The organism is Aquibium oceanicum, assembly GCF_001889605.1.
In the GTDB taxonomy this organism is placed as follows: Bacteria; Pseudomonadota; Alphaproteobacteria; order Rhizobiales; family Rhizobiaceae; genus Aquibium; species Aquibium oceanicum.
Genome location: NZ_CP018171.1, coordinates 1,780,036 through 1,805,477, shown reverse-complemented (window position 1 = coordinate 1,805,477; position 25,442 = coordinate 1,780,036). Strand labels below are relative to the sequence as shown.

Below are 25,442 nucleotides of genomic sequence, written 5' to 3'. Positions count from 1 at the left end.
CGTCAGGCTGGCGCCGCAGTGAGCGCTTCCGCCGGCCGCACCTGGCCCACCACGGCCCCGCGCCGGCTGCGGATGGCTGGAGCGGCGAGTTCCGACAAACGGGTGCGAAGGCTCTCGTCCGAGGCAAGGAGCCCGGCGAGAACGGAGGCGACGATGGTCTCGGCCGCGCGCGTCGCGCCGTCGTCGCACTTCACCGCGATGCCCAGCCCCTGCTCGGGGAGCGCCGCGCAGTAGACCGCTTCCGCCCCGGTCTTGGCGAAGATGCGCCCCTGCCCCGCCTGCATCAGGAGCATGTCCATCCGCCCGGTGCCGGACACGTAGAACGGCTCGGCCATGCAGGCGGCGAAGATGCGCTTCGCCGACTTGATCCGCTCCACCCCCATGCCGACGCCGGTGGCCATGCGGGCGAAGCCGAGCGCCAGCGAGCGAAGCGGCACGGCGTATGTGGGGATCGAGCAGCCGTCGGTCGCCATGTTCGCCTCGCCGTGGATGGCGCCCGTGACCTCTTCCATCGTGGAGCGCAGCATCGCCTGCATGCGATGGCCGTAGTCGACGTAGCCGCGGCGGTCGACGCCGGCATGCATGCAGGTGCACACGAAGCCGGCATGCTTGCCGGAACAGTTGTTGTGGAGCTGCGAGGGCTCGGCGCCGCTGCGGGCGAGGTCGATCGTGGCTGGCTCGCCGAGTGGCCAGTGCGTGCCGCATTCGAGCGCGTCACGATCGAGCCCGGCGCGGCCGAGCATCTCGGCGGCAAGTTTCGCATGTTCGGGTTCACCCGAATGAGACGCGCAGGCGAGCGCGATCTCGCGGTCGCGGAAGCCATAGGCGTCGGCCGCGCCGCTCTCGAGAAGCGGCAGCGCCTGGATCGCCTTCACCGCCGAGCGCGGGAAGATCGGGTGTTCGACGTCGCCGAGCGCAAGCACCGTTCCGCCGTCGGCGTCGACCACGGCGACCGATCCGCGGTGCGCGCTCTCGACGATCGCGCCGCGCAGGACTTCGACGAGGACGGGATTGGCCATAGCATCACCAAGATGTCAGTGTTCCACGAGGAGAACCGCACCTATTCCTTTCGGGATCGAGACGCAAAGGCTTTCCGGATGCGCCGGATCAGACTGATGATCGTGTTCGTGCTCGCCGTGTTCGTCGCGCCGACTTTCGCGACGGCGGGATGGTGGTCGATGCTGGACCGACCCGGTTCGTGGCGATCGGCCGACTGGTCGTCCAGCGGGGTCCTGCCAGCCGCGCCGGCAACGGAGGAGGCAGCCATCTACGTGATGGCGGCGCGCACCGGCGGGATGAAGGGCGCGCTTGCGGTCCACTCGTGGCTGGTCGTCAAACGGCCGGGCAGCGCCGCCTACGAGCGTTACGACAAGGTGGGCTGGGGCTCGCCGATCCGCCGCAACGCCTATGCGGCAGACGGGCGGTGGTACTCCAATGTTCCCTGGGTGGTCCGCTCGGTGGGCGGCGCGGAGGCCGAAAGGCTGATTCCGAAGGTGGAGCGGGCCATCGCGGAATACCCCTATTCACATCCCGGCGACTACCGGCTGTGGCCGGGGCCGAACTCCAACAGCTTCGTCGCCCACGTGCTGCGCGAGACGCCGGAGCTGGGCGCCACCCTGCCGCCGAACGCGACGGGCCGGGACTTCGCGCCGGGCTTCGCCAGTTTCGACATCGCACCGGACGGGCAGGACGTGCATGCGACGCTCGGCGGGCTGGTCGGTTTCGCCGTGGGGGCGCGCAGCGGGTTCGAGATCCATTTCCTCGGTCTGGTCGCGGGCGTGGATTTCGCGCGCCCGGCGCTGAAGATACCGGCCTACGGGCGGGTGAACCTGCTGCCGGACAACTGATCCGCCCTACTGCGAGAACGCTTCCGCGAGGGTCTTGCGCAGCGTCTCGTCCTCGCCGGTGTCGCCGAAGCGGACATCGTCGACATAAAGCACGCCGTCGGGCGCCTTCACGAGCACGAGCCGGTCGATCCAGCCGGAGCCGGGGGAGTCGGGGAAGCTGTACTTCACTTCCGCAACGAGCCTTTCGCCTTCGGTCGTGACGGCGCCGGGTTCGCAGGCTGGCGCCACGTCCTGGAAGCTCTGCCAGGGAACCCCGTCGCCGAGCGGCGGCTTCTCTTGCGGATCGGCTTCCTGAAGCCTTGCGTTCTCGGCCATCGCCGTCCTGATGGCCTCGCCCAGTTCCGGCGTCGCCAGATAGGCCCTGCCGGATCCGCCATCGACGGTGCCGAGGCTGCAGAAAGCCTGCACGTAGGGCACCGTGACGTCGTCCTGGGCGAACGCGGTCCCCTGCGCCAGCACGACAATCCCGAGGGTGGCGGCGATCAAGCGCATGAAAAGTCTCTCCGGTTGGCGTTCAGCGGTCGCGGCGGATGATGCCTGCGGCCAGGAAGCCGCCATCGACGGCCAGCGTCTGGCCGTTGACGTAGCTCGCCTCCGTCGACAGCAGGAAGGCGATGGCGGCGGCGACTTCCTCCGGTTCGCCGTAACGCGCCTGCGGGACGCGGGCAAGCCAGTCGGCCCGGTCCTCGGCGCGATGCAGTTGCGCCACCATGGGCGTGTCGATCGGTCCAGGGGCGACGCAGTTGACGCGGACGCCCTCGCCGCCGAGTTCGACCGCCATGACTTCGCTCATCAGCTTCACGCCCGCCTTCGAGGCGCCGTAGGCAACGCGGCCGGCATTGGCCCGCAGGCCCGACACAGACGCGATGTTGACGATCGAGAGCGTGTCGGCTCGCCGCTCCAGGGCCGCCCTGGCGCAGATGAAGGAGCCGACGAGGTTGACGTCGAGGATGCGGCGGAAGAGTTCGGCGCTGGTGTCGCGCAGCGGCAGGTCGCGCGCGATGCCGGCCGAGTTGACCAGCCCGCCGACCGGCCCGATGCGGTCGACGACGGCGTCGAAGGCATCGGCGACATCCTCCTCGTCGGTGATGTCGGCCTCGAGGAAGACGGCCTCCTCGCCGTCGAGTTCGCCCTCGGCATTGGCGAGGGCTGCGCGGTCGGAATCAAGCACCGCTACCGGCCAGCCGTCTTCGAGCAGGCGCTCGACCACGGCGCGGCCGATACCGGAGGCGCCGCCGGTGACGACGGCGGCCGGCCTCATTTGATGCGTTCGAGGATCGACACGTAGTTTGCCACGGCGGCACCGCCCATGTTGAAGATGCCGCCGAGCCTGGCGTCCTTCACCTGGATGCCGCCGGCCTCGCCGGTGAGCTGGGCCGCCGTCAGGGCGTGCATGGAGACGCCGGTGGCGCCGATGGGGTGGCCCTTGGCCTTCAGCCCGCCGGACGGATTGACCGGCAGCTTGCCGTTCTTTTCCGTGAGACCTTCCTCCACCACGCGGGCGCCCTGGCCCGGCTTGGCGAGCCCCATCGCCTCATATTCGATCAGCTCGGCGATGGTGAAGCAGTCGTGCGTCTCGACGAAGGAGAGGTCGTCGAGCGTCAGCCGGGCCTTGTCGAGCGACCGCTTCCAGGCCTCCGCCCCGCCCTCGAAGAGCAGGATGTCGCGCTTGGACATCGGCAGGAAGTCCTGGACGTGCTCGTTGGCACGGAAGGCCACCGCGCGGCGCATGGAAAGCGCGGTGGGGATGTCGGCGAGCACGATCGCGGCGGCGCCGTCCGAGACCAGCGAACAGTCGGTGCGCTTCAGCGGGCCGGCGACGTAGGGGTTCTTCTCGCTCTCGGCGCGGCAGAAATCGTAGCCGAAATCCTTGCGCATCTGGGCGTAGGGATTGTCGACGCCGTTCTTGTGGTTCTTGGCGGCGATCTTCGCCAGAGCGTCGGACTGGTCGCCGTGGCGCTGGAAGTAGGCGGCCGCGATCTTGCCGAAGACGCCGGCGAAGCCGGCCGGCGTGTCGCCATCCTCCGGCAGGTAGGAGGCTTTCAGCAGGTTCTTGCCGATCTCCGGGCCGGGCGTCCTGGTCATCTGCTCGGCGCCGACGACCAGCACGATGCGGGCGGCGTCGGCATCGATGGCGCGGATGCCCTGGCGCACGGCGGCCGAGCCCGTGGCGCAGGCGTTTTCCACGCGCGTCGCGGGCTTGAACCGGAAGCGGTCGTCGGCCTGGAGCACGAGACTGGCGGTAAAGTCCTGCGCCGAGAAGCCGGCGTTGAAGTGGCCAAGCACGATCTCGTCGACGTCGTCGGGGCCGATGCCGGCATGCTCCAGCGCGTCGGTCGCGACCTTGACGATCATGCTCTCGAGCGTCTCGTCCTCGAGCTTTCCGAAGCGCGAATGCGCCCAGCCGACGATGGCAGCAGTCATGGATCTTTTCTCCCTGGGAAGGTTCGGACCTAGTCTACCCGAAATGTGGCGCCGGGCAAGGAATTGTTCAAGGTTGAACCGATTGAAGAGCATCGGTCAAAACGCACCGGCTTTTGGAAAGGAGAAAGCATGCAGCGGACGGGCTGGCATCACCCTGGGAGGTGACACGGCCTGGTCGCCGGCCGCCTCCCGCGCCCGCCCGCGCCGGCAGCCGGGATTGCGCGGAGCCAACGCCGACGCGCCCCGCAGCGGTTTTGCCGCGTGGCCAGTCCGATCGAACATGAATGATCCGGGGCGCGCTATGACGTGTCGTTGGGCGCGGGACTCCAGCCGCCGGGCATCGCGAAAGACCGGCGGGCGGGCGGCAAGGCGTTGCACGTCTCGCGGACGACCCATGAAATCCATGCGTCGACACCGGACGGTAGGCCCGCAAGGGCCTCGATCACCGCCGCCAGCGCGCGCAGGCGCAGGGCCAGCCAAGCGGCATCCAGCACGTCACCGCGGAAATCCCACGCGCCGTCGGGGCACGGCCACTCCAGCTGCGTCACCTCGACGACGAACGTCTCCGTCACGGCCGCCCCCACCCGCAGGAGGGAGAGGACGATCCAGCGGACGGGGAACGACCGCGCGGCGGCACGCTCGGACAGCACGGCCATCGCGACGAGCAGCGCCGCAAGGCGCCTCAGCGTCCGATCGTCCGGCAGTCCAGTGTGCATCTCCGCGCCTCCATAAAACCTGCCGCTATTGTCGGGCGGGTTTCAGAGGGTGTGGATGGAAAGGGGTGGAGATTGGTGGAAGGGGTTGATTTCGTTGGAGCAACGTGGGTAACTGTTCACAGATTTGGAGGGCGTCTGCGTGAGACTTGGTCCGATTTTGGGTCTGAGATAGGGTGGGGAGCGGAACGGCGGCTTGGGGTTGACCGATGGGTGTAAGGAGACACTCAACCGCCGGCTTTCGACGTTGCACCTATTCCATCACTTCAGCGCTCCTTTCCTTCCCTTACAATGAAAAGCGCGGTTAGCTGCACTGGTATTATCCGTGGATATTTCCAGGGACGCGTAGATCAATCGTGCCACCGTGGATATACAAGCTGGACGGGGCCACTCTTCGCATACGGGCTGTGTAACTGCGGCCTAAGAGCAAACGTCTCGACATATCTTGCCCGCCGAGTGCTTGTGGCGAGCGGCGTGATTGGAAGGGGGCCCCGTGCCATCGGCCGCTCGAGTATTCGGCAAACTCTACCCCATCAATATCCCAGCCGCGCTGGGGGATGAGGCAACGTTACTCGCCCACCTTGGTATGAGCCCTCCTGAGCTGAAGAAGATATGGTGGTACCGCGGCAAGATGTATCGACGGTTTTCGATTACGAAAGGGTCCGGAAAGACTCGTACGATTTGCGCGCCGGACAGTCGGCTTAAGATTCTGCAGCGCAAGCTTGCGCCTTTACTGGGCCAGATATACCGAGTACGAAACCCAGTACACGGCTTCGTTTTAGATCGTTCTGTCAAGACGAATGCTGAGGCTCATGGCGCGCGACGGTTCGTAGTCAACCTAGATCTCCAGGACTTCTTCCCCACGATCACCGAAAACCGGATCGTGGGCCTGCTAACGTCCGTCGGCCTTGAACGTCGCGTTGCTGAGATCGTGGCGAGAGTAGCATGTTATGACGGACATCTTCCCCAGGGGGCACCGACGAGCCCAGTGCTGTCTAACATGATCTGCTATCGCCTCGATAAGGCGCTCCTGCGCATAGCAAAGAGCGCGAGAACGATCTATACTAGGTATGCCGACGACATCACGTTCTCGGGTTATCAGCCTCCAGTTGCGCTCTTCGAAGCCGGCCCACCCTCGGTCGGGAATTTCTCCCCAGAGTTGCTCTCGGCCGCCTTGCGTACCGCCGTCCAAGGCAACGGATTCATCATTAATCCGCATAAACTCCACTACGCTGACCGAAACTCACGGCGCATCGTCACTGGCGTGAAGATCAATTCAGGGCTGAACGTTGATCGCCGTTACGTCCGCGATATCCGAGCGAAGCTCAGCTCGATAGAGAGACATGGGCTCAAAGCCTCGCAAGCAACATATTTTTCCAAAGGTGGGAAAGGCGATATCGGCACACACATTCGCGGAAAGATCGCGTACGTCGGCCATTTGAAGGGGTTGGCCGACCCGGTCGTTCGTTCCTTGGCTTTGCGCTACAATCGAAGCTTCGCGGATCATCCCGTGAAGATCACACCGACGGAAAGTGAGCGGCGGGATAGGTCAGTTTGGATCGTCGAGCATTCTGGGAATGGAGGCGAGCAGGGTACGGCGTTTTTCCTGAGCGGAGTTGGGCTCGTCACAGCTGCTCATTGCGTGGAGGATCCAGAGGATCTGCTCGTTTATCATCCGAGCACGCCATCCAACCAAGCCAATGTTTCGGTTCGCAGAAGATGCCAGCATCGCGATCTGGCAATCCTCGACCACGCCATTAGTTCGAATGAGTTCTTCGAAATGGAAGCGGCGACGACAGCGGTTGCGGTTGGTGACGACGTCATTGCCTACGGTTATCCCGGGTATGGACCTGGTGACCGTTTAAACATTCGAAGTGGAAAGGTTACGTCCCTCCCTCGCAAGCACGCGATCGATCGAGTGGAGGTGTCGCAAGAACTAAGTCAAGGCATGTCGGGAGGTCCCGTGTTGGATGCCAGTGGCAAGGTTGTCGGCGTCATTTACAAGGGTGGACCGAACGAGGGACGTCAAATCGCAACCGCGATCCATGAGTTGAAGAAGTGGACAGCAGTCTAGGGGGTTCCGCCTCTTCTTGCCACCCATGTCGAAACCAGAAATGTCGCCATCGTGCCGGACAAATTGACGGCGAGCTGAGCATGTCGGGCAGCAGGCTTCAGTTTTCTTGGCCCCGGACTGTGAGCGTCACCGATCTTGTTTCGCAGCGACCCCAACGATTCGACGACTGATTGGCAGCTTCCAAGAATCTGCTTGAACACAGGTTCCGTGTAACCGTCCGGAGCCAGATTCAGGATCTTTGCGAGTTTCCGATAGAGGACCGGCAGGTCATCCTTCTCCTCGTACGTCTGCCCGGCTTCGATGATGATCCACTTGCACACGTCCTCCAGCAGCGTTCTGGCCAGTGTGATCGCTCCTGCGGGATCGGTATCCCGACGGTCTAGCGCCTGAGTCCATCTGCCATGCACCAAGTCCGGGTCGAAGTCGGCAAGCGCCTGCGAGATGGCATCATCCGCGGGACTGCCGAAGGCTGCAGGCTGCACCTCGTAAACCGGGCTGCCTGAAAGCCGCCGGACAATGATCAGCCGATAACCATCATGGCGCAGGTGATCATTGATTGCAGCCGCGAGGTCGGTTTGGGCCTCCGACGATTGCGTCAGAGGGCTGGTGACTTCCTCCAGAAAGCGAAAGAATTGCCTTTGCGAGCATGTCAGAAACCCAACGGCTTCCAGCGTCTCCCGGTTGCCCCAGTCGTTGTTCCGAGCGATGCTGTTGAAGAGATCATCATCCAACGTCGCTTCGGAAGGCTGGTTTGAGAATGAGATAAAGACCGATGGCATTTTTGTTGTCGGCCAAACGCGGCGGATGAAATCTATATCCTCGAACTCAGAGCTGTATGACCGTTTATCGAAAAGGGCCATGATGCGGCGACGTGTGAGTTCGGAGACTGAGACCTGATTTATTTCCTGCAGCTTAGCGTAGGCCTCGGCCACCTCATAGGAGTCGACTTCTTCAAGAAGGCGCTGAGCGATCGGGATCAACTCCGCTGCTGATTTTTCGATCAGTCGTCGCTCTGCATACTTAAATTTGCTCTTGAATGACTCCTCGCGATCACCGTCTCGCAGTTGGAGACGGCTGCAGAGGGAAGGTACCTCGTTTGCGCTGAAATCGGAGATCGCACCAGCCAATGCATTTCTAAGCTGCTTGACAGCCGCCGTCGGATACTGCTGCGCTGCTTGCTGTTTCAAAACCCAATATCCCTCCTCCCCACTTTACACGCAGAATTGGCGGTCGTGCCAGTGAGGCTCGCGCCACTTACGCTACCTCCATATTCTTTTCTGTTCTGCACCTTGGCTCTGGGCGGAGCATCGTGTGAAAGCCTACCCAAGCAGATCCGGATATCGCCGCGATGCGCCGCGGCGTCTCCCTCGTCTTGAAGTACCAACGGGCCTTCCTCGACCATCGCGCCGCCCCTCATCCGGCCCTTCGGGCCGTCCTGCGGACCTCCCCGTGAACGGGGAGAAGGAGGTGCGTCGGCGGCGGCTCGGTTTTTCCTTGATTGACGCGTCAATCAAAACTAGGCTCCTTCCCGTTGAGGAGCCCTCATGCCCAAGGTCGGAATGCAGCCGGTGCGCCGTCAGGCGCTGATCGATGCCGCGATCGCCGCGATCGGGGAGCGGGGGTCGCTCGACGTGACCATGTCGGAGATCGCCGGGCTCGCCGGGGTGTCTTCGGCGCTGGCGCATCATTATTTCGGGGCCAAGAGCGACCTGCTCGAAGCGACCATGCGGCATCTGCTGTCCGAACTCGGGGCCGACTGCCGGGCAGCGCTCGCGGCCGCCGCGACGCCGCGCGAGCGGGTGTCGGCGGTGATCGGGGTGAATTTTTCCGAAAAGCAGTTCCGGCCGGAGATCATCTCGGCGTGGCTCGCCTTCTACGTCGAGGCGCAGCGCACGCCGGCGCTGCGGCGGCTGTTGCGGGTCTACGCGCGGCGGCTCAACGCCAACCTGATGAGCGGGCTTGCGCCGCTCCTGGCGCGCGAACGGGCCGAGCGGGTGGCCGAAGGGGTAGCCGCACTGATCGACGGGCTCTACATCCGCCGCGCGCTCAAGGACGGCGCGCCGAACGCCGACAGCGCGGTGGCGCTGGTGGAGGAGTATGTCGGGATGCAGTTGGGGGGGAGATGAGCGTGAGGTCCTTGGATGGTCGCGTTCTATGTTGGCCGCCTTTGTCTTCCGGCCAAGGGCGGAGGGATTGGGGATGGAGTTACCCCCACCCCTGCCCCTCCCCTCAAGGGAGAGGGGGATTTGGCGGCGGCACCGTCCTTGGTCGAGAAACCGCCAAAGTGACCTGTCGCCAGGACACCGTCGGTGCCGTCGGCTGCCGGAACACCATCGATGCCAATCTCGGCGGTTCCGTCCCCCTCCCCTCAGAGGGGAGGGGCAGGGGTGGGGGTAGGCCGCCGGTCGCAGTCCCAGGATTGCAAATGCGATCGGCGCGCGGGGATGCGGCGAGACCGGCCGCGCGGGGGCATGGGAGGACGTCGTGAGCAAGCCGAACATCCTGATCGTCATGGTGGACCAGCTGAACGGGACGTTGTTTCCCGACGGGCCGGCGGATTTTTTACATGCGCCGAACCTGAAGGCGCTGGCGGCGCGGTCGGCGCGGTTTGCCAACAATTATACGGCCTCGCCGCTCTGCGCGCCCGGGCGGGCCTCCTTCATGAGCGGGCAGCTGCCGTCGCGCACGCGGGTCTACGACAATGCGGGGGAGTTTCCCTCGGCGATCCCCACCTATGCGCATCATTTGCGCACGGCGGGCTACCACACCGTGCTGTCGGGCAAGATGCATTTCGTCGGGCCGGACCAGCTGCACGGGCTGGAGGAGCGGCTGACGACGGACATCTATCCGGCGGATTTCGGCTGGACGCCGGACTACCGCAAGCCGGGCGAGCGCATCGACTGGTGGTACCACAATCTGGGCTCGGTGACCGGCGCAGGGGTGGCCGAGATCTCCAACCAGATGGAGTATGACGACGAGGTCTGCTTCCATGCCGGCCAGAAGCTTTACGATTTCGCCCGGGGGTCGACCGACCCGAACAGGCGGCCGTGGTGCCTCACCGTCTCCTTCACGCATCCGCACGATCCCTACGTGTCGCGGCGGAAATACTGGGACCTCTACGAGGATTGCGCCGCACTCGAGCCGGAGGTGGGCTTCATTCCCTTCGAGGAACAGGATCCGCATTCGCGGCGGCTCTATGTGGCGAGCGACTATCCCGCCTACGACATCACGCCCGAGATGGTGCGGCGCTCGCGGCGCGGATACTTCGCCAACATCTCATACCTCGACGACAAGGTGGGCGAGCTGTTGGACGTGCTGACGCGCACGCGCATGCTCGACGACACGCTGATCCTGTTCTGCTCCGACCACGGCGACATGCTGGGCGAGCGGGGCCTGTGGTTCAAGATGAGCTTCTTCGAGGGTTCGTCGCGGGTCCCCCTGATGATCGCGGGAAAGGGCATCGCGCCGGGGCTGCACACGACGCCGGTGTCGAATCTCGACATCTGCCCGACGCTCTGCGAGCTGGCCGGCATCGACATGGGCGCGATCATGCCGTGGACAGACGGGCAGTCGCTGGTGCCGATGCTGGCGGGCCAGGAGCGCAGCGAGCCGGTGGTGATGGAGTATGCCGCGGAGGGCTCCAACGCGCCGCTGGTGGCGATCCGCGAGGGGCGGTGGAAGTTCGTGCATTGCGAGATCGACCCGCCGCAGCTCTTCGATCTGGTAGCCGATCCTCAGGAGCGGGAGAACCTCGCGGCCGATCCGGCGCATGCCGGCATGGTGGCGGCGTTCATGGAAAAGGTGCGGGCGCGCTGGGACATGGCGCGCTTCGACGCCGAGGTTCGCGAGAGCCAGGCGCGGCGCTGGGTGGTGTATCCCGCGCTGCGCAACGGCGCCTACTACCCGTGGGATTTCCAGCCGCTGCGGCAGGCATCCGAGAGGTACATGCGCAACCACATGGACCTCAACATCCTGGAAGAATCGAAGCGGTTTCCGAGGGGAGAATGAGATGATCAAGGTCTGGGGCCGCGCCACATCCTCGAACGTCCAGGCGGTCATGTGGGCGCTGGCCGAGATCGGGCTGGAGTGCGAGCGGGTGGATGTCGGCGGAGCGTTCGGCGGCACCGATACGCAAGAGTATCGCCGGATGAACCCGAACGGTTTGGTGCCCGTCCTGCAGGACGGCGACCTGACCCTGTTCGAGAGCGCGGCCATCGTGCGCTATCTCGGCGCGCGCTATGGATCGGAAGCCTTCTGGCCGGCCGACCCGGCGCGGCGGGCGCCGCTCGACGTCTGGGCGGAATGGATCAAGACCACGTTCGGGCCGGCCTTCCTGCCCGGCATCTTCTGGCCGCTGATCGGACAGAAGCCGGGAGAGCGCGACGCGAAGGCTTTCGCCGCCAGTGAAGCCAGGGTGAAGCGGCTGGCAGGGATGCTGGACGAGCGGTTGGGACAGATGACGACGCCTTTCCTGGGGCGCGAGACGCCGTGCTTTGCCGACATGATCGTCGGGATGCCCCTCTACCGCTACTTCACGCTCGACTTCGACCGCGCCGACACGCCTCACCTGCGGGCCTATTACGACCGCCTGACCCAGCGCCCCGCCTATGCAAAGCACGTCATGGTCTCCTACGAGAGCCTGAGGGCGAAATGATCCCGTCGCTCGAGCATCTCCAGCGTGCCTACGCCGTCACGAGGGAGGCGACGCAGGTCACGCCGCTGCTGGAATCCGCCGCACTGGTGAAGGCGTCCGGAGCCGCGCGCCTGTTCGTCAAGCCGGAATCGCTGCAATGGGCGGGGTCGTTCAAGGCACGCGGGGCGTACTGGCGGTTGAGGCAGCTGTCTCCCGAAGAGGCGAAACGTGGCGTCGTGGCATACTCATCCGGCAATTTCGCGCAGGGGCTGGCAGCGGCGGGCGAGGCGCTGCGCATTCCCGTCACCATCGTCATGCCGGTGGATGCCCCGGCGGCCAAGCGCGAGGCGACAGCGGGCTACGGCGCGCGCGTGGTGCTGACCGAGCACGGCGAGCGGGCGCGCGAAGAGGTGGCGGCGGAGAAGGCGCGGTCGATCGCTGCGGATGAAAATCTGACGCTGCTGCATCCCTTTGACGACGTCGAGATCGTCGCCGGACAGGCCGGCGCGGGTATTGAAGCCCTCGATCAACTTGAGGCGAAAGACACGACGGCGGATATCCTGCTTTGCCCGGTCGGCGGCGGCGGTTTGATCGGCGGCGTCGCGCTCGCTTTTCACTACCTGTCGCCCGGCACCCGGATCGTCGCAGTGGAACCGGAGGGGTTCGACGGCATGGGCCGCTCGCTGGCTCACGGCGCGATCGAGGCGACGCCGATGGGTGCCAGCACCATCTGCGACGGGCTGATGGCGCGCCGGCCGGGCGAGGCGCCGTTCGAGGCCGTCCGCGCGTCGCGCGTCGAGGGGCTTTCCGTATCCGACGCCGAGGTGCGCGCCGCGATGAAGCTCGCCTTCGAGAAGCTCAAGCTGGTGCTGGAGCCCTCGGGCGCGGCCTCGCTGGCGGCGCTGCTCTGCGGCCGCATGGAGGTGGCGGGCAAGTCCGTGCTGGTCATCTGCTCCGGGGGCAACGTCTCTCTTAGCGATTTCATGAGGCATGTCGGCGATGCATGAGGTTCGACGCGACACGCCGCAGCAGCAGCTTCCCGCCTTCACTCTCGTGGTTCGACAGGCTCACCATGAGGGTGAAGGCTGCTCCGCCGCCCCGCCTGCCACATCGAAGAAGCGTCGGCGCTCCAGCTCCACCCTCGTGGTAAAGTGGCTGCGATGCTCCTCTCGCCCTCATGGTGAGCCTGTCGAACCACGACGCACCGGAGGGAAATGCTCCGATGCTTGAAGCGGATTACGTCATCGTCGGCTCCGGCTCGGCGGGCTGCGCGCTGGCCTATCGGCTGTCGGAGGACGGGAAGAATTCCGTCATCGTGATCGAGTATGGCGGGACGGACATGGGTCCGTTCATCCAGATGCCGTCGGCGCTGTCGTTCCCGATGAACATGAGCCTCTACGACTGGGGCTTTTCCAGCGAGCCCGAGCCGCATCTGGGTGGGCGCGTGCTCGCCACGCCGCGCGGCAAGGTGATCGGCGGGTCCTCGTCGATCAACGGGATGGTCTACGTGCGCGGCCATGCGCGCGATTTCGACCACTGGGCCGAAGCGGGTGCCGCCGGCTGGAGCTTCGCCGACGTTCTGCCCTACTACAAGCGCATGGAGCATTCGCACGGAGGCGAGGAGGGCTGGCGCGGCACCGACGGGCCGCTGCACGTGCGCCGCGGCACGCGCAAGAACCCGCTCTACCAGATCTTCGTGGAGGCCGGCCGGGAGGCGGGCTTCGAGGTGACGGGGGACTACAATGGCGCCAAGCAGGAAGGCTTCGGACCGATGGAGCAGACGATCCATCTGGGGCGGCGCTGGTCGGCGGCGAACGCCTATCTGAGGCCTGCGCTGAAGCGGAAGAACGTCAGTCTCGTCAGTGGCTTGGCTCGGAAGGTGGTGATGGAGAGTCACCGCGCCACCGGGGTGGAAATTGAAGCTCGCGGAAAGATTCAGGTCGTTAAGGCAAAACGCGAGGTGATCCTCGCCGCATCCTCGATCAATTCGCCGAAGCTCCTGATGCTGTCGGGCATCGGACCGGCCGATCAGCTGAAGCGGCACGGGATCGAGGTGGTCGCCGACCGGCCGGGCGTCGGGCAAAACCTTCAGGACCATCTGGAACTCTATATCCAGCAGGAATCCATCCAGCCGATCACGCTCTATTCGGTGCTGAACCCGTTCTCGAAGGCCAGGATCGGCCTGCAGTGGCTGCTGTTCAAGTCGGGGCTCGGCGCGACCAACCATTTCGAGGCGGCAGCCTTCGTGCGCTCGAAGGCGGGGGTGGAGTATCCCGACATCCAGTATCATTTCCTGCCGGCGGCAATCCGCTACGACGGCAAGGCGGCGGCGAAGTCGCACGGGTTCCAGGCGCATGTCGGCCCGATGCGCTCCAAGTCGCGCGGGGCGGTCACACTGCGCTCCGCGGACCCGCGGGAAAAGCCCGAGATCCGCTTCAACTACATGTCGCATCCCGACGACTGGAGCGACTTCCGGCACTGCATCCGGCTGACGCGCGAGATTTTCGGACAGGCGGCCTTCGAACCCTTCCGGGGGCGGGAGCTGTCGCCGGGAGACGACGTGCAGTCGGACGCCGACCTCGACGACTTCATCCGCGCGCATGTGGAGAGCGCCTACCATCCTTGCGGCACGTGCCGGATGGGCCGCGCCGACGATCCGGCAAGTGTGGTCGACCCCGAGTGCCGGGTGATCGGCGTGGAGGGGCTGCGGGTGGCGGACTCCTCCATCTTCCCGCGCATCACCAACGGCAACCTCAACGGGCCTTCGATCATGACGGGGGAAAAGGCCGCCGACCACATCCTGGGCAAGACGCCGCTACCGCCGTCGAACCAGGAGCCGTGGATCAACCCGCACTGGCAGGCGAGCGACCGGTGAGGGGCGGGTGGTGGATCCCGGCCGACCGCTCAGTCGGCGGACCGCTAATTGAAAGGCAGTTGTCCGCGAATCTAAGCCACGTATCCCGCAGATTGAAAGACAGCCCATCGATACCGCCAGCCTAACTCAAGTGCCGTAACCCGAAGGTCGATCGACGTCCCCTTCCGGCCAAATACCGTCGCTCTCTCGACGGTTGCCTCGCCGACTTCATGCCAAACATTCCAACCCGGTTCCGCTGCGGCGCCGTGTGATGTACCACGGGCGCCGCAGCCCCTCGCAAAAAACCGCCCTCGCTTCACCGAAGGAGATGAACATGGACGCTCAGCCGAAAGCCTCGCATTACATCAACGGCCGCTTCGTCGAGGACGTGGGCGGGAAGCCGATGGATGTGATCTATCCGGCGACGGGCGAGTCGATCGCGCGGGTGCATGCGGCGACGCCCAACGTGATCGAACTGGCGCTGGAAGCCGGGCGCGCGGCGCAGGGCGCATGGGCGCGGATGAAGCCGGTGGAGCGCGGGCGCGTGCTGCGGCGGGCGGCCGACATCCTGCGCGAGCGCAATGCGGTGCTTGCCCGGCTGGAGACGCTCGACACCGGCAAGGCGATCCAGGAGACGCTGGTGGCCGACCCGGCCTCGGCGGCGGATGCGCTGGAATTCTTCGGCGGCGCGATCGCCGCCGTCAACGGCGAGTATTTCGACCTTGGCGGGCCGTTCGCCTATACGCGGCGCGAGCCACTCGGCGTATGCGTGGGCATCGGCGCCTGGAACTACCCGATCCAGGGGGCGGGATGGAAATCGGCGCCGGCGCTCGCCATGGGCAACGCAATGGTGTTCAAGCCGTCGGAAAACACGCCGCTCTCGGCCTTGGCGCTGGCCGAAATCTATACCGAGGCGGGGCTGCCGGACGGGCTGTTCAACGTCGTGCAGGGCTATGGCGAGGTGGGCGCGGCGCTGGCCTCGCATCCGGTGGTCGCCAAGGTGTCGCTCACCGGATCGGTGCCGACGGGGCGCAAGGTACTTTCGCTCGCCGGCTCGCACATGAAGCACGCCACGATGGAACTCGGCGGCAAGTCGCCACTGATCGTCTTCGACGACGCCGATCTGGAGAACGCCGTGGGCGGCGCCATGCTGGCGAACTTCTATTCGACCGGTCAGGTCTGTTCGAACGGCACGCGCGTCTTCGTGCAGGATGGGTTGCGCGAGCGGTTTCTCGAGCGGCTGGTGGAACGCACCAAGGCCATCCGCATCGGCGACCCGCTCGACCCCGACACCCAGATGGGGCCGCTGATCAACAAGCTGCAGCACGAGAAGGTGCTGGGATACGTGGAGATCGGCAAGACCGAAGGCGCGACGCTGCTGTGCGGCGGCGGCGTACCCCGGCTCCAGGGGCTGGAGGGTGGCTTCTTCGTCGAGCCAACGATTTTCTCGCAGGTCGAGGACGACATGCGCATCGCGCGCGAGGAGATTTTCGGGCCGGTGATGAGCGTGTTCGGCTTTTCCAGCGAGGAAGAGGCGATCGAGCGCGCCAACGACACCGAGTTCGGCCTGTCGGCCGGTATCTTCACACGCGACCTGCCGCGCGCCCACCGCGTGGTCGCCGAGCTGCAGGCCGGGACCTGCTGGATAAACCATTACAATTTGTCGCCGGCCGAGATTCCCTTCGGCGGCGTCAAGCAGTCGGGCATGGGACGGGAGAACTCCGTAGCGGCGCTGCATCATTATTCGCAGCTCAAGACCGTCTACGTGGAGACGGGGGACGTCGAAAGCCCTTACTGACGTGGGGCTTTTAGGGCGGTCAGGCGTTCGTGCCGGCCGCCGCCTCCGTCCAGTCGAGATAGCGCGCCAGCGCGAAGACGAGATGGTAGAAGATGCTGGCGGGGACCTCGTTGGCGAGCGAGCGGCCGTTTTCGTCGATTCGATCGATCCACAGGCCGGTGGGCGCGGGATCGATGTGCCAGCGGAACAGCCGGCCGACGCGGGCCTCGATTTCTGGCTTCAGGTCCGGCCCGGTGGCCGAGTCCAGCGCGATGGCCGCCTTGATGACCTCCGCCTGCGGCCATGAGCGCGAGACCGGGTCGAGCGGGATGCCGTGGCGGGAGACCGCGCCATAGGCGAGCCCGGTGGCGCGGTTGAGACCGCTGGCGACCGCGGAAGCATAGAGTTTCCTGGCGAACTGCACGAGATCGGCCTGGCCCGTCTTGGCGGCGAAATCGACCAGCAGCGAGGCCCACTCGAAATGATGCCCCGGCTCCGTGCGCTGACCTTCGGGACCTGCCGCCGGCGACCAGTCGTCGGCGAAATACTCGCCGAGCGTCCAGGTGTCGGCATCGAAGAAGCGGTTGCGGAAGAGATCGATGATGCGCGAGGCGCGGCGCAGGTGGACGCGCTCGCCAGTGGCGTCGTACCAGGCGAGGAACGCTTCCAAGAGGTGCATGTGCGGATTGGAGCGGCGCAGCCCCTCCCCCGAGGCCGTTTCCAGGAAGCCGGTCAACCTCTCGTCCTCCAGATGCGCGTCGAGGAATTCGAAGGTCTCGGCGCCGAGATCGCCGGCACGCGGATTGCCGCATTTCTTGGCGTGGGCGAGCGCCAGCAGCACGCAGGCATGGTCGTAGGCGTCCTCCACCGGATCCGCGACCGAGCCGTCCACGCCGAGCACCCGCACCCAGCCGCCGCGCTCGCTGCGGCCATTGCGGGCGATGAAGTCGATGCCGTGCGCGATGATATCCTCGGCCGGCCCCGTCCAGCCGCGCTCCTTGGCCACGGCGAAGGCGTAGATCTGGCGCGCCATGGTGCGCATGCGCTTGGGCTTCAGGACCGGGCGGCCGTCGAAGCCGAGCGCCTCGAAGAAGCCGCCGTTGACCTGGTCGACGCCGGCGGTCGACCAGAGCGGCAGGGTCTCATCGAAGAGCCAGTGGCCGACCCGGCGGCGGTGGGCCCCGCTTTCGAGCACGCGATCGTGGCTGGGAGTGAAGCGGGTCTCCAGCCGGCCGTTCTTTTCCAGCTGCTCGACGATCTTCTTGACGTTCTGGCTCTCGGCGACGGGCGCGACGAAGGTCGCGTCGGCGGTGGCGACGATCGCCACGTCCTTCATGCCGATGACCGACAGCAGCCGCCCCTGGCTGCGCAGGTAGGAATGGCGGGTGTCGATGGCGACCACGTCGCCGATGATGACGTTGCCGTCCTCGTCGGCGCCACCGACGTCGAGCAGCGACTGCCAGGAACCGAGGTCGTTCCAACGGAAGCTCGCCTCGGCCATGGCGATGTCGGCGGCGTTTTCCATGATGGCGTAGTCGACGGAGTTCGACGGGACGTCCTGATAGGCTTCGAGCGGGATGAAGGTGCCGAGAAGATCGGTGCGGGCCGCCGCGACGGCCTTTTCCACTCCGGCCCAGATCTCCGGCTGGTGAGCGAGGAAGGCAGCGCGCATGGCGCTCGCGCGGAACAGGAAGATGCCGGCATTCCAGAAGAAGTTGCCGGCCGCCAGATACTGCCTGGCGCGCTCGATGTCGGGTTTTTCCACGAAGCGGCGCACCTTGCGCACGCCTCCCGATAGCGCGGCGTCGGCCTCGATGTAGCCGTAGCCGGTCTCGGGCTGGCTGGGGCGGATGCCGAAGACGACGAGGCTGCCGGCGCGCGCGGCGGCGGCACCCTTTTCGATCGTCTCCCAGAACTGCTTGTCGGTGGAGATCTCGTGGTCGGAGGGAACGACCAGCACGAGTTCGTCGCCGTGCTCCGAAAGCGTCAGCAGCGTCGCCAAGGCCACCGCGGCGGCGGTGTTGCGGCCGACGGGTTCGAAGACGGGACGGCCGCCGGAGAGTTCGACTGCGGCGATGTCTGCATGGACGCGGCCGGCATGGCGCTCCGAGGCGATGGTGTAGACCGGCCATTCGCCCGAGCCCCCGGCCTTGAGCCGGCGCAAGGTCTTGGCGAGCATTGAGCCGTCGCCGGAAAAATCGTGGAACTGCTTGGGATTGTCCTCGCGCGACAGCGGCCACAGGCGCGAGCCCACGCCGCCGCTCATGACGAAACTGATGATGCGGTCTGCCATTGCCGTTCCGCCCGCCCCCCGGATGTGCGCCTGTCGCGTCTGGTCGTGTTCGCTGCGTAGAGCCTAGCAGGGCCGGTTTACCGGCTGATTAAGCCTCGGGGCGTTCGGGGCGACAGGGCCAGACCAGCCGTTCCGTCGGTTGGATGCGGGTCCCATAGCGGTTTTCGTCGCATATCGAACCACACGCGAATCTGGCGACGTCGCGCTTGCAGTCTGGAATGGCGGACGCTATAGAGCGCCCCACTGGTCACGGAGTGTAGCGCAGCCTGGTAGCGCACATCGTTCGGGACGATGGGGTCGCAGGTTCGAATCCTGCCACTCCGACCAGAAATTCAATGGGTTGCGGCGTTGCTTGGCGGCGTACCCCACAGATATCCCCACAGAAACCATCCCACATTCACCCATTCGCGTTCGGCCTCCCCGCTCGCAACTCGCGACCGCGATCGGGCGGGTGGAGGATCAGGCCGACGTCCTTGCCGCCGCATTTCTTGCAGCGCAGCTTCGGAACTAGGTCGGGCGCCATGGTCGAGTGGCCGGGGCCGAGCCTCGCCTTCAGCATGGCGAGATCAAGACGGCCGAAGTGGAAGCATTGCGTCCGGCTGCACGCCGCCCCGAGCGTATAGCCCTCGTCGATCATCTTCTGTACCGTCCAGCCCATCGCCGCTAGATAGCGTAGGCTTAAGTTCCTATCCAGTCTGCTTCTGAAACCGTGGCGACGTACGACCGTCAAGAGCGGAGGAACACCACCCGGAATAGCCCTCTTGACTCACCCCGCTGGAGGCGCTTTTCTTTCTTGGGTTGTATTGGGAAGGAACGATAAAGCTAATGCTTGTCGTTGTCATCGTCGCATTTTCGGCCCGATCGATCGCCTGGTCTCACGGCGGGGTTTGTCGCCTGGGCAGTGCTGCCACATGGACAATCGAGCCGGACGCGCCCACGGCCACTGAGATTGGCACCCGACCTCCGTGGCTTCCTCTCGGGGACGAAGAATGACCCGCCGAACCCACCTCGTCGCCGCCTTTGCGGGGCTCATCTTCGTCATATGGCTCGTCTCAACCGTCTCGGCCTACCTGCTTCCCTGGCTGTAGTAACAGAAAAAGGCCCCGCCACCCGGTCAACAAAGGTAGCGGGGCACCTCGGCGTGGAAGAGGTCCGTCTTCGGGGTCACCGGGATGTCGTAGACACGGCAGAGTTGCGCGTTGGCCACGATGAAGGCGTTCTACTGCGGCACGGTCAGCGGCGCACAGCTGGGATCGAACGGGCTTTCCACCGCGCCCGCCATGACGCGCATGGAAATGTTGATCGAGTCGGTGTTGGCATTCAGCGTATGGGCTGAATAGCGGTCCTTGAGGGAGCCGGAATTGGCGGAAATTGAGGGGATGCCGCGCACGATATTTCCGTCGCCTTCCACGAGGAAGTGATAGGCCTTGCGGTCGGTCTCGTTGGCCTTATGGCCGCCGGCCGTCCAGTGGCCGTGGATGCGATTCATCGGCACGGCAGGAAGCCATGCGCCGGGGATGACGTTCATCGTCGTTTCATTCCCGTTTGTGTGGGAGCGGTTGCGAGGCGTCGCAGAATGGGCTAGCGACACACTCGTTGAGAGATCTGAGGTTTCGCCAGTGCAGTCAGCGCATCGTCCCGAAATAGTGGGGTTGAGAGCGATCGCGGTCTTGGCGGTCGTGCTGTTCCATGCCGGAGTGCCTGGTCTCGACGGGGGCTTCACGGGTGTCGATGTATTCTTCGTCATCAGCGGATATCTCATAACCCGCAAGATCGTGAACGAACGCTCCACTGGTCGCTTTCGCTTTTCCAACTTCTATGCTGGCCGCGTTCGCAGGCTGCTCCCCTCGGTCATAGCCACCCTGGCGATTTCCTTCGCCTTCGCCGCGACGATGATGAGCCCGGACGAACTCCAGCAATTCGCGGCGTCGATGCTCGCGTCAGCGCTTTTTATCCCGAATATCTTTTTCTGGTCGCAGACGGACTATTTCGGACCCGCGGCTCATACCCAGCCGCTACTACACTTCTGGTCGCTCGGGGTCGAAGAACAGTTCTACTTCGTCTGGCCGGCCTTGATCGGTCTGCTGCTCCTGCTGCCGAAACGCCTGATGTTGGTTATACTTGCCTCACTGGCGCTCACGTCGCTGGTGGCGGCCGAAATAGTCATTAGGTCCTATGAGCCCGTCACAGCGTTCTTCTGGATGCCTTTTCGAATTGTCGAGTTCTCGATCGGCGCCGCGCTCGTGTGGATACCACAGCCACACCGCCTCAAGTCCGTCCTGTCCGTAGCTGGCCTGGTCATGATCCTCGCCAGTATCGTCTTTGCCGAGGAGACCTATTTCCCGGGGATCCCGTCTCTGCTCCCCTGTTTGGGCGCGGCCCTCGTAATTCTTGCCGGGGATGCGAAGACCAACCGCGTGTTGCTGGATAACCGCCCCGCAAAGTTTTTCGGCGACATCTCGTACGTGCTCTACCTCGTGCACTGGCCGATCGTCGTTTTCTGGATCTACAAATTCGGGCCGCTCGATATGCAAGATCGGTTCGCCGTCATCGCCCTGGCAGTGCTGTTAGGCGCAGCAATGCACCATGCGGTCGAGATACCCTTCTGGAAAGGCCGCGGTCGATCCGTTGGAAATCTGCGGTTCAGCGGAGCGACTTTCGCGGTGCTGGTTCTGCTCATGGTTCCCGTGGCGAGCGCTTACTCGGATGGCTGGGAATGGCGCACGCCCGAAAGCGCAAAACGCTATCTGGCCAATATGCAAACGACCGGGCCGAAGAAACGTCCGCCGGTGAAGAACCCGGAACTCCGCATCGCGATCCTCGGCGACAGTCACGCGCAACATTACGAATGGCTGCTAGACGGATACCTGCGAGAGCGAAATATAGATCTCGTACGCGTCGGCGGTCGCTGTTTCCCCTTCCCTCAACTCGCGCGAATTGTCGATGGAAAGCAGATGTGTCCGAACTTTCTGAAGGAGTACAAGAAGGCTTTCAGAGGCGACAAGTTCGACGGCGTGATTGTGGCCGCGCGATGGGAATTATCTACAGAAGAGCCGGCCTCCGATGGTGCCGATCCAGGCAACGAGGGACGCACTTTCTTTCTCAAATTCCGCGCCGAGAAGGATCCCGTATTGTCGGTTGCGTACTCACGCAAGGTTTTCAAAAGCGCCTTGCGCAATTTGACCAAGAGCCTTTCCAAAGAAAATCTTCCCCTGCTGATCATGGGCCAAATCCCTCCGCTGGGACAGAGCATGAAGCGGTGCATGATGCAGAACCCATCGTCATGCAAGCCTTTCTATACACGAAAGCAGGCATACGAAAGAGTGGACTATTCACAAGAAATCTTTCGCAGAACAGAAAAGCGCGAGACTTCAGTGTTTTTCCTAGATGCATTTAATATTCTATGCGGAAAAGCTGCAGACCGCTGCCCCACAACATATAAAGACATATTTATTTATCGCGACGACGATCATTTGAACTACGACGCGGCACGAGCCATCGTCAACCTATTCTATCCCAAGATCGACGATTTCATCGCCGCCGCACGTGCGCGAAAAGACAGCATGGCGGCCACTCTATCCAGCGTACGCTAGTTGCGGCGGCAGCGCAGTAGACCTTGACCGGATCGGTCATAAGGGAGGCAAACCGTTTGTATCAGGCCGCATCAGTCTGGTTGGCCTTATGGCCGCCGGCCGTCCAGTGGCCGTGGATGCGCTTCATCGGCACGGCAGGAGGCCATGCGTTGGGGATGACGTTCATCGTCGTTCCTTTCTGGAGGCGTTGAAGATTTCTGTCGGATCCGGCCGCCGTCAGTGGCATGACGAAGAGCCCGCGCCGACAAGACCGGGACGGTGCGCGGCGAGCCGACAGTTGAGATTGTCAAGTGGACATGCTTAAGGGTGATAACCGCTTTACGAGGACGACGGATGAACTACAGGCCAGACATCGACGGGCTGCGGACGGTATCCGTCGTATCCGTTATCCTTTACCACTATGCGATCGGTCCTTTTTCGGGCGGTTTCACCGGGGTCGATGTATTCTTCGTCATTTCCGGTTTTCTGATCACGTCGATCATCGCGCGCGAAATGGAGGAAGGCAGATTCTCTGTACTCGGCTTCTACGATCGCCGCGTCCGCAGGATATTGCCAGCAACACTGACCACAATCATCGCCGCCGCGATCGCAGGATACATCGTCCTGCTGCCGGAAGAGTATTCCCAGTTCGGAGAGAGCGCTACTTACTCCGCGTTCGGCCTTGCCAATTTCTTTTTCCTGCACAACACCGGCGGGTATTTCGACAACGCCGCGGATCTCATGCCGCTACTGCACATGTGGTCGCTGGCGGTCGAGGAGCAGTTCTATATCGTCTGGCCGATCCTGCTCTTCGTCGTCCTGCGATTCTCGACGAGGTCCGCCGCAATCGCGGCCCTGATCGCCATCATTGCCGGCAGCTTCGTCGCATCGGTCTACATCGTGAAAAGCGACCAGCCGGTGGCTTTCTACATGCTGCACACGCGGGCGTGGGAGCTGGCGATCGGCGCGCTCCTGGTGTTCGTGCCGGCAATCAGGCACCGCCCGGCGGCAGAGGCGATTGCCGTCATCGGTATCGGCCTGGTTGCCTATGGCATCTTCGCGCTCACCGCGAAGTCGCCGTTCCCGGGGGCTAACGCACTCTATCCTTGCGTCGGCGCCGCGCTCCTGATCGGGGCGAACGCGCAACGTACGGTCGTCGCGCGGGTGCTCTCCCTGCCACCCATGGTCTTCGTCGGAAAGATCAGCTTCTCCCTGTACCTTTGGCACTGGCCTGTCCTGGTTCTCTATCGCCAGTACGGAATGGGAGACGTTCCGCCCCTGTACGATCGTCTCGCGTTGATCGCGGTATCGTTCGTGCTGGCCGCGCTTTCTTGGTGGCTGGTCGAGGAGCCCATTCGTCGCCGCAGGCCGCCTCGCTGGGTAGCGGTTTCCGTCGGGGGCGCGAGTATGGCCGCGGTCGCCACTGGTTGCTACGCGCTAGTAATCTTTGGCGGGTTACCGTCGAGATTGCCGGCGGACGCCCGCGAAATGGCTTCGTTCATGAATTACGGTTTGCACAAGGAACGGGACTTAGCGTGCTTCGTCACGAGTATAAGCGATCGTAAGCGGGTGACTTTCGACCCCGATCGATGCCTAGCCCGAGTCGCCGACAAGCCGAACGTCCTCGTTCTCGGCGACAGCCACGCCGATCACTTCATGCCGGCACTTCGTCAACTGTATCCCGGCATACATTTTGCTCAAGCCGCTGCATCAGCGTGTCAGCCGGTGGTCCGCTCGGTCGGGAAGAAGCGCTGCACCGAGCTGATGAATGACGTATTCAAGACGTACCTGCCGAACATGGCGTTCGATGCAGTGATCATTTCCGCCCGGTGGGACCGTCGCGGCATCAAGAATCTGAGAAAAACGATCGAGACCGTGAGCCGATACACACCGGAAGTCATCGTGTTCGGCCCCACGGTCGAGTATCGGCATAGCCTCGCGAAGCTTTTGGCGAAGTCGAGAATGACGGGTCAAGATCTGATGCGAGCTTCCAGGCGGTACGCTACGAAGCAGCGGGTCGACAGAGGTGTCGCTAAACAGGTCGCGGGAACTTCGGCGCATCTGATTTCGATCCTAGATGCGATCTGCCCGAAAGGGAAATGCCAGGTCCTGACCCCGGATGGCATCCCCATCCAGTGGGATTACGGGCACTTCACCGCGGCCGGAGCAACCTATGTCTTGCAAGGGATCGACCTTCCCCTGCCTTCTACCCGCAGCGAACCCAAAGAGGCGGCGGTGGCGAGAAGGCCGCGCGACTGACCGAGCGGCACGAAATCGGCGAGATCGCGTCAGGACACCAGCGTCTTGTAGCGATCCATGAGATGCGCGGAAATCATTGATCTCATGCCGCCATCGTCCTCGGTGAAAACGCCCGCCATTATCATCAGCGCGCGCGTCCTGTTATGTCGGTTCTGTGCCTCGTAGCCGCCTGCCCTCCAAGGGCCGTGGATGGGTTTTATCGGCACGGCCGGCAGCGATGCATGTCGCATGACGTTCATCGCCGCCGCGGCGGCCCGGCCTTCAAGTGGTCGATCGCGTCGGCCAGCTCCTCGAGCCGGCTGTTGATCGACGAGGTGTTCTTGTCCGTGAGCGCGTCGGCGATGCGCTTCATCTCGAAGATTAGCCGTTCCATCTGCTCGTGTTCGGCCAGCCCGCCGCCCACGCCGGACACCACCGGGTTCGGCGGCGGACGCCGCAGGGCGCGAAGGTAGTTGCCGATTGCGCCGATGATGACGATGAGCCCGACGGCCGCGGTGCCGAGAAGTTCAGGCGTCAGGTCCATGTCGCGCCGTCCGCTTGTGGTGTGCGTCTGATAGGCCCGCTTCACCCAGCGTGCGGATGGCGTTGAAGGCGTCGAGAAGGAAGAGCACGGGATAGACCGCCATGCCGGTGCCGATGCTGTCGGCCTGCGCCAGCCCGACCGCGATCTGGAACCAGAAGAAGCAGCTCGCGAAGGCGAGGATGGCGCGCAGATGCGGCGAGCGCCGCCAGGCGCCGTTGATGGCGAGCACGACCAACCGCGCGCCGCCGACGACGAGGCAGGCCAGCGCCCACCACTGCTGGTCCATGATAGCCGCGAAGGCGCCATAGGCCTGCCGGTCCTCGAAGAGCGTCCGGTTCGCCGTCAGAACGACCGACCAGTTGAACAGCATCAGGCCGAGCGCCCATTCGGAGGCGCGGCCGGGAAAGCTCTCGCAGAAGGAGCGCCGCAGGTGGTCGCCCGTCATCGGCCCCTCCGCAGGACGAACACGCCTG

The 25,442-nt window shown here is 64.2% G+C and carries 22 protein-coding genes and 1 tRNA gene; 11 read left to right on the top strand and 12 right to left on the bottom strand.

Going from position 1 to position 25,442, the window contains the following annotated elements; all coding sequences use genetic code 11:
* Positions 1–2 precede the first annotated feature (2 nt).
* Complete coding sequence (locus tag BSQ44_RS08975; protein ID WP_072603195.1) at positions 3–1,019, bottom strand: asparaginase; 1,017 nt, start codon at positions 1,017–1,019, stop codon at positions 3–5.
* A gap of 78 nt (positions 1,020–1,097) precedes the next feature.
* On the opposite strand from BSQ44_RS08975, the gene BSQ44_RS08970 reads away from it, so the two are divergent.
* Positions 1,098–1,847: a DUF3750 domain-containing protein gene (locus tag BSQ44_RS08970; RefSeq protein ID WP_072607952.1), complete on the top strand. Its 750-nt coding sequence runs from the start codon at positions 1,098–1,100 to the stop codon at positions 1,845–1,847.
* A 6-nt stretch (positions 1,848–1,853) separates the two neighbouring features.
* Here the strand turns inward: BSQ44_RS08970 and BSQ44_RS08965 are convergent, their stop codons facing one another.
* From BSQ44_RS08965 to BSQ44_RS08950, 4 genes are all read right to left on the bottom strand, one after another.
* Complete coding sequence (locus BSQ44_RS08965; protein WP_072603193.1) at positions 1,854–2,339, bottom strand: hypothetical protein; 486 nt, start codon at positions 2,337–2,339, stop codon at positions 1,854–1,856.
* Between the two features lie 22 nt (positions 2,340–2,361).
* Positions 2,362–3,108 carry an SDR family NAD(P)-dependent oxidoreductase gene (locus tag BSQ44_RS08960; RefSeq protein ID WP_072603191.1) on the bottom strand — a complete coding sequence of 249 codons (747 nt, stop codon included), beginning with the start codon at positions 3,106–3,108 and terminating at the stop codon, positions 2,362–2,364.
* Positions 3,105–4,271 carry an acetyl-CoA acetyltransferase gene (locus tag BSQ44_RS08955; RefSeq protein WP_072603188.1) on the bottom strand — a complete coding sequence of 389 codons (1,167 nt, stop codon included), beginning with the start codon at positions 4,269–4,271 and terminating at the stop codon, positions 3,105–3,107. The genes BSQ44_RS08960 and BSQ44_RS08955 overlap by 4 nt, the downstream gene beginning before the upstream one ends.
* 299 nt (positions 4,272–4,570) lie before the next feature.
* Complete coding sequence (locus BSQ44_RS08950; protein ID WP_072603186.1) at positions 4,571–4,987, bottom strand: hypothetical protein; 417 nt, start codon at positions 4,985–4,987, stop codon at positions 4,571–4,573.
* Positions 4,988–5,477: 490 nt separating this feature from the next.
* On the opposite strand from BSQ44_RS08950, the gene BSQ44_RS08945 reads away from it, so the two are divergent.
* A complete protein-coding gene (locus BSQ44_RS08945) occupies positions 5,478–7,058 on the top strand; it encodes a trypsin-like peptidase domain-containing protein (protein ID WP_072603185.1) in 1,581 nt (526 codons plus the stop codon).
* On the opposite strand, the gene BSQ44_RS08940 is transcribed toward BSQ44_RS08945, so the two are convergent.
* On the bottom strand, positions 7,055–8,245 hold the full coding sequence (locus BSQ44_RS08940) for an abortive infection family protein (protein WP_072603184.1): 1,191 nt from the start codon (positions 8,243–8,245) through the stop codon (positions 7,055–7,057). The genes BSQ44_RS08945 and BSQ44_RS08940 overlap by 4 nt on opposite strands.
* 357 nt (positions 8,246–8,602) lie before the next feature.
* On the opposite strand from BSQ44_RS08940, the gene betI reads away from it, so the two are divergent.
* The 6 genes from betI to betB all read left to right on the top strand — a co-directional run bounded on the left by betI (position 8,603) and on the right by betB (position 16,343).
* Positions 8,603–9,184 (top strand): transcriptional regulator BetI, encoded by a 582-nt coding sequence (betI, locus tag BSQ44_RS08935; protein ID WP_072603183.1) that lies wholly within the window; start codon positions 8,603–8,605, stop codon positions 9,182–9,184.
* Between the two features lie 385 nt (positions 9,185–9,569).
* The gene (gene betC, locus BSQ44_RS08930) at positions 9,570–11,066 is read left to right on the top strand and encodes a choline-sulfatase (protein WP_235633416.1); all 1,497 of its coding nucleotides are present in this window, start codon (positions 9,570–9,572) and stop codon (positions 11,064–11,066) included.
* Between the two features lies 1 nt (position 11,067).
* Positions 11,068–11,712, top strand: coding sequence for a glutathione S-transferase family protein (locus BSQ44_RS08925; protein ID WP_072603180.1), 645 nt, complete (start codon positions 11,068–11,070; stop codon positions 11,710–11,712).
* A complete protein-coding gene (locus tag BSQ44_RS08920; RefSeq protein ID WP_072603178.1) occupies positions 11,709–12,698 on the top strand; it encodes a threonine ammonia-lyase in 990 nt (329 codons plus the stop codon). Before BSQ44_RS08925 ends, BSQ44_RS08920 begins: the two co-directional genes overlap by 4 nt.
* Positions 12,699–12,913: 215 nt before the next feature.
* A complete protein-coding gene (gene betA, locus BSQ44_RS08915) occupies positions 12,914–14,566 on the top strand; it encodes a choline dehydrogenase (RefSeq protein WP_072603176.1) in 1,653 nt (550 codons plus the stop codon).
* Between the two features lie 313 nt (positions 14,567–14,879).
* A complete protein-coding gene (gene betB, locus BSQ44_RS08910; RefSeq protein ID WP_072603174.1) occupies positions 14,880–16,343 on the top strand; it encodes a betaine-aldehyde dehydrogenase in 1,464 nt (487 codons plus the stop codon).
* 19 nt (positions 16,344–16,362) lie between these two features.
* Here betB and BSQ44_RS08905 read toward each other — a convergent pair whose 3' ends face one another.
* The gene (locus BSQ44_RS08905) at positions 16,363–18,615 is read right to left on the bottom strand and encodes an AGE family epimerase/isomerase (protein ID WP_072603172.1); all 2,253 of its coding nucleotides are present in this window, start codon (positions 18,613–18,615) and stop codon (positions 16,363–16,365) included.
* Positions 18,616–18,865: 250 nt separating this feature from the next.
* Here BSQ44_RS08905 and BSQ44_RS08900 point away from each other — a divergent pair.
* Positions 18,866–18,942: transfer RNA gene (locus tag BSQ44_RS08900), tRNA-Pro, on the top strand.
* Between the two features lie 70 nt (positions 18,943–19,012).
* Here BSQ44_RS08900 and BSQ44_RS08895 read toward each other — a convergent pair.
* Entirely contained in the window at positions 19,013–19,252 is a 240-nt protein-coding gene (locus tag BSQ44_RS08895; protein WP_157894558.1) for a hypothetical protein, read from the bottom strand.
* Positions 19,253–19,834: 582 nt separating this feature from the next.
* A complete protein-coding gene (locus tag BSQ44_RS26855) occupies positions 19,835–20,143 on the bottom strand; it encodes a peptidoglycan recognition protein family protein (protein ID WP_072603168.1) in 309 nt (102 codons plus the stop codon).
* Between BSQ44_RS26855 and BSQ44_RS08885 the strand changes: the two genes are divergently transcribed.
* Both BSQ44_RS08885 and BSQ44_RS08880 read left to right on the top strand, forming a co-directional pair.
* Positions 20,133–22,208 carry an acyltransferase family protein gene (locus tag BSQ44_RS08885; protein WP_072603166.1) on the top strand — a complete coding sequence of 692 codons (2,076 nt, stop codon included), beginning with the start codon at positions 20,133–20,135 and terminating at the stop codon, positions 22,206–22,208. The genes BSQ44_RS26855 and BSQ44_RS08885 overlap by 11 nt on opposite strands.
* A gap of 333 nt (positions 22,209–22,541) precedes the next feature.
* Positions 22,542–24,446, top strand: coding sequence for an acyltransferase family protein (locus BSQ44_RS08880; RefSeq protein WP_072603164.1), 1,905 nt, complete (start codon positions 22,542–22,544; stop codon positions 24,444–24,446).
* 29 nt (positions 24,447–24,475) lie between these two features.
* On the opposite strand, the gene BSQ44_RS08875 is transcribed toward BSQ44_RS08880, so the two are convergent.
* From BSQ44_RS08875 to BSQ44_RS08865, 3 genes are read right to left on the bottom strand one after another with little or no spacing between them, the layout of a single operon-like run.
* Positions 24,476–24,685, bottom strand: a complete 210-nt coding sequence (locus tag BSQ44_RS08875) for a hypothetical protein (protein ID WP_072603162.1) — start codon at positions 24,683–24,685, stop codon at positions 24,476–24,478.
* The gene (locus tag BSQ44_RS08870) at positions 24,682–24,969 is read right to left on the bottom strand and encodes a hypothetical protein (RefSeq protein WP_072603160.1); all 288 of its coding nucleotides are present in this window, start codon (positions 24,967–24,969) and stop codon (positions 24,682–24,684) included. The genes BSQ44_RS08875 and BSQ44_RS08870 overlap by 4 nt, the downstream gene beginning before the upstream one ends.
* Positions 24,953–25,414, bottom strand: coding sequence for a hypothetical protein (locus tag BSQ44_RS08865; protein WP_072603158.1), 462 nt, complete (start codon positions 25,412–25,414; stop codon positions 24,953–24,955). The genes BSQ44_RS08870 and BSQ44_RS08865 overlap by 17 nt, the downstream gene beginning before the upstream one ends.
* Positions 25,415–25,442: the final 28 nt, after the last annotated feature.